This is a genomic window from Pyramidobacter sp. C12-8 (assembly GCF_002007215.1).
In the GTDB taxonomy this organism is placed as follows: Bacteria; Synergistota; Synergistia; order Synergistales; family Dethiosulfovibrionaceae; genus Pyramidobacter.
Map to the genome: position 1 here is coordinate 54,990 of NZ_MUHX01000014.1, position 6,616 is coordinate 61,605.

The 6,616-nt window shown below is 59.8% G+C and carries 7 protein-coding genes and 1 tRNA gene; 1 reads left to right on the forward strand and 7 read right to left on the reverse strand.

All coding sequences use genetic code 11. The features are described 5' to 3' along the window. Positions 1-46 precede the first annotated feature (46 nt). From rdgB to B0D78_RS06940, 6 genes are all read right to left on the reverse strand, one after another. Positions 47-658 carry an RdgB/HAM1 family non-canonical purine NTP pyrophosphatase gene (gene rdgB / locus B0D78_RS06915; protein WP_078016249.1) on the reverse strand — a complete coding sequence of 204 codons (612 nt, stop codon included), beginning with the start codon at positions 656-658 and terminating at the stop codon, positions 47-49. Next, positions 659-1,396, reverse strand: a complete 738-nt coding sequence (rph, locus tag B0D78_RS06920) for a ribonuclease PH (protein ID WP_078016254.1) — start codon at positions 1,394-1,396, stop codon at positions 659-661. It lies immediately after the preceding gene. A gap of 110 nt (positions 1,397-1,506) precedes the next feature. After that, positions 1,507-2,166, reverse strand: coding sequence for a hypothetical protein (locus tag B0D78_RS06925; RefSeq protein WP_078016250.1), 660 nt, complete (start codon positions 2,164-2,166; stop codon positions 1,507-1,509). Between the two features lie 48 nt (positions 2,167-2,214). Further along, the gene (locus B0D78_RS06930; protein ID WP_168170043.1) at positions 2,215-3,834 is read right to left on the reverse strand and encodes an N-acetylmuramoyl-L-alanine amidase family protein; all 1,620 of its coding nucleotides are present in this window, start codon (positions 3,832-3,834) and stop codon (positions 2,215-2,217) included. A gap of 4 nt (positions 3,835-3,838) precedes the next feature. Then, complete coding sequence (locus tag B0D78_RS06935) at positions 3,839-5,188, reverse strand: TldD/PmbA family protein (RefSeq protein WP_078016252.1); 1,350 nt, start codon at positions 5,186-5,188, stop codon at positions 3,839-3,841. 11 nt (positions 5,189-5,199) lie between these two features. Next, complete coding sequence (locus B0D78_RS06940) at positions 5,200-6,027, reverse strand: PHP domain-containing protein (protein ID WP_078016253.1); 828 nt, start codon at positions 6,025-6,027, stop codon at positions 5,200-5,202. Between B0D78_RS06940 and B0D78_RS13225 the strand changes: the two genes are divergently transcribed. Next, entirely contained in the window at positions 6,007-6,240 is a 234-nt protein-coding gene (locus B0D78_RS13225) for a hypothetical protein (protein WP_205948271.1), read from the forward strand. The genes B0D78_RS06940 and B0D78_RS13225 overlap by 21 nt on opposite strands. A 120-nt stretch (positions 6,241-6,360) precedes the next feature. On the opposite strand, the gene B0D78_RS06945 is transcribed toward B0D78_RS13225, so the two are convergent. Further along, positions 6,361-6,437, reverse strand: a tRNA-Ile gene (locus tag B0D78_RS06945). Positions 6,438-6,616 lie beyond the last annotated feature (179 nt).

The following is a 6,616-nucleotide window of genomic DNA, read 5'->3' on the forward strand; positions in this document are numbered from 1 at the left end:
TCGGCCAACGGGGCGACCTCAAGAGGAATGTCTGCGCGCCTGATTTTCAACTTTTCAGGCGGTGCAGCATCTCGATAAAAGCCTGCGACGCCTTGGCCCGGTGCGATAATTTCGCTTTCGTCTCCGCCGGCAGCTCGCCGAACGTCAGGTCATATCCTTCGGGAATGAAAAGCGGGTCGTAACCGAAGCCGTTCCCGCCGCGCTTCTCCTGAATCACACGGCCGTTGCAGTAGGCCAACGTCTGCCAATGAACGCTTCCGTCGGGAAAAGCCAGCACGAGCGCCGCGGCGTAACGCGCGAAACGGTCCGACTCGCCGGCCATGTTGGCGATCAGCCACTGGCGGCAGGCTTCGTCGTCTTCGCCGCCGACGCGCGAAGAATAAATGCCCGGCTGCCAGTTCAGCGCGCGCACCTCGATGCCACTGTCGTCGCTGATGGCGGGCAGCCCCGTATGCTTTGCCCAAGCGCAGGCTTTCAGCGCCGCGTTTTCCAGAAAAGTGGCGCCGGTCTCCTCCACGCTCAACGGGCGTTCGCAATCGCCGCCGAAGATCAGTTCGATCCCGAGCGGCGCCAGAAGAGCGCGAAACTCTTCGTACTTGTGCCGGTTGCCGCTGGCGATCACCAGCTTTTGAAGCGAAACCCCGTCCATCACGATCATCTAACGGACCTCCGCGTCGTCCCATTGCAGCGTGCGGCGCTGCAACGCCGTCAGTTCGTGGATTCCCGCCGACGCCAGATCAAGCATCCCCGCCATCTCCTCGCGGGAAAACACGCCGCCTTCGCCCGTTCCCTGCACTTCGATAAAATCGCCCTGTCCGTTCTTGACGACGTTGAAATCGACCTCGGCGGTGCTGTCTTCCTCGTAACACAGATCCAGCAGCAGCCGTCCCCGCACCTTTCCGACGCTGACGGCCGCCACCGACGACTTGAGCGGCAGTTTCTCGAAAGCCCCCTGCCCGCGCAGCCAGCGCAGCGCGTCGACCAGCGCCACATAGGCGCCGGTGATCGAAGCGGTACGCGTGCCGCCGTCCGCCTGGATCACGTCGCAGTCGAGCGTGATGCAGCGCTCGCCCAGCGCGTCGAGATCCACGGCGGCGCGCAGCGAACGGCCGATGAGGCGCTGGATCTCCTGGCTGCGTCCGTTGACTCGCCCTTTTGCGGCATCCCGCGGCACGCGCACCGCCGTCGAACGCGGCAGCAGCGAATATTCGGCCGTCACCCAGCCTTTGCCCTGTCCGCGTAAAAAGGGCGGCACTTTGTCCTCCACCGTGGCCGTGCAGAGCACTCTGGTGCGCCCGCAGGAAATCACGCAGGACCCTTCGGAGTAAATGTTCCAGTTCCGTTCCATGGTCACGGGGCGAAGTGCGTCGGCCCGTTCTCTCGTCAAAGTATGAATCTCTTTTCGCCTCCATAAATAAAACGATAAGCAGTTTTTTCTGCCCGCGAGAATTTTGAAAAAATACAAGATCAGCGCGCACGAGCGTTTCCCGCGCGCTGATCTCTCACTCAGCCGTTCGCGTTTTCCAATCCCCAGGGGTCGGAAAGGCGAATCGAGCCGACGTTCTGCACCCAGCGGCCTTCCTGAAGGAAATAGACCTGTTTGACCGGCAGGAAATTCTCCACGACTGTGCGCACGATCCCCGTCAGCATCAGCAAAGCGCGCTCTTCCGACATCTTTCCCAGGCCGGCGGCGAACCCCTGCGGCAGATCGAGATAAACGGCGATGCCGTCGCGATAGACATGCTTTGCCTCCATGACGTTGGCCCAGCTTTCCGAAGATTCCCGGAAGATCGCGTTCACGGCTTGGATGATCTCGTCTTCCTGCACCTCGGACAGGACTTTCAAGCTGGCTTTCACCATGCCGTCGCGTCCAAGCGGGTAGACCGCAAGCTCTTTGCGCGGCCCCACGACGCTGTCGTTCGAATCCTCGGCCGCCAGGAGACGCTGCAGATCCTCCGTGTTGGAGACGACATTTTCCTGCTTGAGCACGTTCTTGCGATCAAGCATCTTCAAAAACAGATCGGCCCCGTAATAACCTGCCGCCAGAAAGATCACCATCACGCTCAGCTGCGCCAGCACGCGCAGGAAAAGCGGCGCGCGCCGCCGCGGCTGATAATATTCCTCACGGTCGGGCGTTCGCGGCCGGCGCGAGATCTCATCGTTCACTGTCGATCACTCCTCAAATAGGATCTCTTTCCCAAGGACTCTCGGGAATTAACGGTTGATGAAGTTTATTATACCTGATGCGATCGATTCCGCCATCCGCTGCTGATACGCCGGCTGCGCCAAACGCTTCGCTTCCGACAGCTCGGTGATGAACCCCGTCTCGATCAGCACCGACGGCATGACCGCGCCGCGCAGCACCCAGAAAGGCGCCTGAGCGACTCGCTTCATGTCCAGCCGGCTCTCCTGCCCCGCTTTGAACAGCTCCTCGGCCAGATCGGTGCTTTCGTCGATCTTGGCATTCTGCTGCATGTTGCCCAAGATCGACAGCAGCATCTCAGTTCTCTTGTCCGACGATCCCTTCTTGCCGGAACTGTCCTCGGCTATCTCGGCGTTTTCGATTCTCGCCAGCGTCATGGCGTCTTTGTCGGTCGGCAGGGCCATGATATAGATTTCCACGCCTTTGGAATGGCGCCCTTTGGGCAGGGCGTTGAGATGGATGCTGATAAACACGTCCGCCTTCCAGTCGTTCGCCATTTGCGTGCGTTCCCGCAGCGTGGGATACGTATCCCCTTCCCGGGTCATGCGCACGGTCACCGCTCGCGAACGCAGCTCTTTCGCCACCCGCTTGGCAATCTGCAAGGCGAGATCCTTCTCCCGATACCCGTGCGCCATGGCGCCGGGATCCTTGCCGCCGTGCCCCGCGTCGATGACGACGAGTTTCTTGCCCTTGCGGGAACGCGGCGCCGGAGAAGGCGGCTTTTTTTCACGAGATTTGTCCTCTCCGCCTTTCGCGCCCAGCTTCTTATCATCCTTCTGGCTTCCGTCCCTCGCGGAAAACTCCCCGCTTTCGTTTCGACGCGAGGTTGTGTCGTCCAGCTTGAAATCCATGACAAGGCGATAAGGATCGCTCAACGTGAAGACTTTGACCGTTCTGCCGGGAAAAGAAAAATCCAGCCGCGCCGTGGAATCGTTCTTAACCGACAGGGCGATGTCGGAACGCGCGGATTTGAGGCCGCGCCTTTGCGAGGCCTTCATCGGCGCAAGCACCACGGTCAGCGTTTCATCCCGAACGGTATATGAAGGTTCGGCAGAGCCCTCGAGATCGATAACAGCCCGCACGTCGGCATGATCGCCGCCCCACCTCAGCGCTTTCAGCCGGGGAAGATCCTGCGCCTTTTGCTGTTCCCGCCGGAGCGGTCCCCGCTGTGGCGCGTCGTTGGCGGGCGTTTTCTTCCGATCGCCCGATCCCCGCTCCACCGGAGGCGTTTGCCGCTTTCCCGCCCCTGACCATTGCAAGGCCACGTTCCGCCCGTTTCTCTTCAGAAATTGCGAGAACACGCTCAGCACCGTGTCAGTGTCAACCCACCAGTGCCCATCTTCCATACGCGCCCGTGCCGGCAGAGCGACGACGCTGTACCCGATCCACACGACCGCCGCGCCGCGCACGAAGCGCAGCCCGACGGGAGCCTGCACGACCAGTTCCTCTTTTTCCCGCCGGGTCTGGTATCCAAGCCCCGCCGCTATCTGGTCCGCCGCAGCCATGCGGAGCGAATGAAACTCCTTCACCTCGACGCTTCCGGAAACTCCGGCACCGCTCCACTGCCACGTGCTTGCGCCGGCGCTCGAAACGACCCAAAGGCAAAGGAAAATGACAAGCGCAACGTTCAAACATTTATTTTCCAGCCACCGCAATATCGTCCACCACCATTGTGCAGCCGCCGAAACGGTCATAGAACCGTAAATCGCCGCCGACTTCAATAATTTTATTCAGGAATTCGCACAGATTCCCGGCGATCGTCACCGCGGAGACGGGGCGGGAAACGCCGTTCTTATGATACAGCCCGCGCGCCGCCAGCGAAAAATCTCCGCTGACCGAGTCAACCGTATGCAGCCCCATCAACTCAGTGACACGGAAGCAGCCGTCGTAAGCCGCCGCAAGCTCCTCCGCCGAACGCTTCCCGGGCACGACGAACAGGTTGTTCACGTCGACGTCGGGCACGGAGGAGAGCCCGCGGCTGCCGTTCCCCGTCGAAATCGTTCCCAGACGTTTTCCGTATTGCAAATTGCTCAGCCAGGAAACAAGACGGCCGTGGTCAAGCAAAACCGTCCGCTGCGTGGCAACGCACTCGGCGTCGCAGGCGGCCGTTCCCATGCCGCCATACAGCCGTCCGTCGTCCACAAGCGTCACGACGGGCGAAGCCACCTGTTCCCCCATTTTGTCAGCCAGAAGCGTCAGCCCTTTGCAGACATTCGAGGCGAAAAACAGCACTGCCAGTCCCTCGAGAAAGGAAGCGACAACCTCCGGCTCGAGGATGAGCGTATAGCGCCCCGTCGGCAAAGGCTCACCGTGCAGCAGGCGTACCGTGCGCGCGACAGCCTCGTCGACCGGCAGCCGGGAAGAGAGCGCCGCCCGAGAACGTCCGTCCAGACTCGCTCCGCCAATCTCGACGGCCTCGCCGTCCTCCGCCATTACTGTGACGCCGATCCCGCCGGCGGTGGAACGACTTTGACAGGAAACGCCATAACTGTTGATCGTCAACGATTCTTCCCAGCCGATAAAAACACTGGCATCGCGCACCGTGCGCACACGTCGGTCGAGAGCTCGGGCCTGACGACTCATTTGCAGACAGAGCTCGATCTGTTCCCGAGGATCCCACGCGACCAACCCAGGATCGTCAATGCCCAGATCGACCGCCGGAACTGCCGGCTGTGTCCTCGCAAAGACGACGTCGTCCTCCGCGGCGCCATGCCGCGCATTGCGAAAAGCGTTTTCGCACAGCACGGCGACGGCGCGGTCGTCGATATCATAAAGGCTCGCTACGCCCTGGCGATGCTCCCGGTCCAGAATGCGCAGCCCAAGACACTCGGAAATCGAAGAATGACTTTTTTCCAGCGCCTCATCGCAGACCGAAAACGAACGACTGCCATAACCGCACCAGACACATTCCGCCGCCAATGCTCCGCCGGCTTTGGCACTAGAAAGCATGCGCTCGAGCAAACGCCGCGCCGTGTCGATATTCATCCAGGCGCCCTCTACATCCTCAACCCCAATCGAGCCCACGGCAAAAGATTTTCAGGAACCGACACGCCGAAATGGTATCCCGGGCGCCCTCTGCCATGATAATCGGACCCCGCCGTGACCTCGAGGCCGTTCGCCGCCGCCAGCGCTTTGTAGGCCTCGCTCTGCTCCCTGCTGTGGTGCCCCGAGTAACATTCAAGCCCCCATAGCCCAAGCGATTTCAGCCAGCGCAGAATGTCCGGCAGTTCCTTGATATCCGGGCACGTCTGCACCGGATGCGCCAGCACGGAAAGGCCGCCCGCACGATGGATCGCGCGGATCGTTTCTTCAGGCGACAAACTGACCTTGTGAACGTACGCCTTCCCTTCCCGTCCCAAATACTCCGAGAAGGCCGTCGGCACGTCGCGGACGATCCCCCTGCGGATCAGCGCATAGGCAAAATGCGGACGGCCGACAACGCCCTTCCCCGCTTCATCCTGAACGTCCTTCAGCGTTATGGGGATCCCCAGTTCGTTCAACTTGGCAAGAACCCGACGGTTGCGCTCCTCACGATAATACTGGATCTTTGCCAGCGCCGCACGAAACTCTTCGTCCTGAGGATCATAATTATAGCCCAAGATATGCAGTGTCCGCGGATATTCCGCGGAGATCTCCACTCCCGAAACAGCTCTGATGCCCAATTTGCGGCACATCGACATGAAGGCGGGAACGCCCTTCATCGTATCGTGATCGGTCAGGGACATCACCGCCAGCCCGCGTTTTTTGCCAAGGCGCGCCAGCGCTTCGGGAGAATCGCTCCCATCAGAACAGAGACTGTGAAAATGCATATCGACGCGCATCATTTACGTTCGTCCGCCTTTCGCGAACAAACTCCCCATTTCAAGATGCCCATGAGCAACGGCAAACGCGCCGCAAAACATGGTATCAACTCCTTTCGCCGTCCCGCCGAAAAAACGACAGAACGACCCACTGCGTTAACTATAACAGAATTTAAGCCATTTTGCGAAAAGAAACCGGGCGCTCCGCCACAAATTGGTATTTTCTCCTATTTTTAAATTCAGCGTGAAGATCCCCCTGCGGATTTCGCCGACGCCGCCCATACGGCCGTAACAGATCCTGCTTCAGCCGAAAAAAAGCAAAAAAAAACCACGACTTTCGTCGTGGTGAACCGACCATGGTGGGCCGCAGAAGATTTGAACTTCTGACCTCTCGGTTATCAGCCGAGTGCTCTGACCAACTGAGCTAGCGGCCCTCTTTCGTGAGTACACGAGGAATTGTACCACAAAATTCTCATTTGTGAAGCCCTGAAATTTATTTTCCTCCCCAATCGGCGGTTGAAAGAGAAACACCACAAGGCCGAAGCGAGCAGAGTTTATAAAAAAGGCCGGCCCGCGGCGGGAAGGATTTTCCGCAGCGGGCCGGCGATTTTTG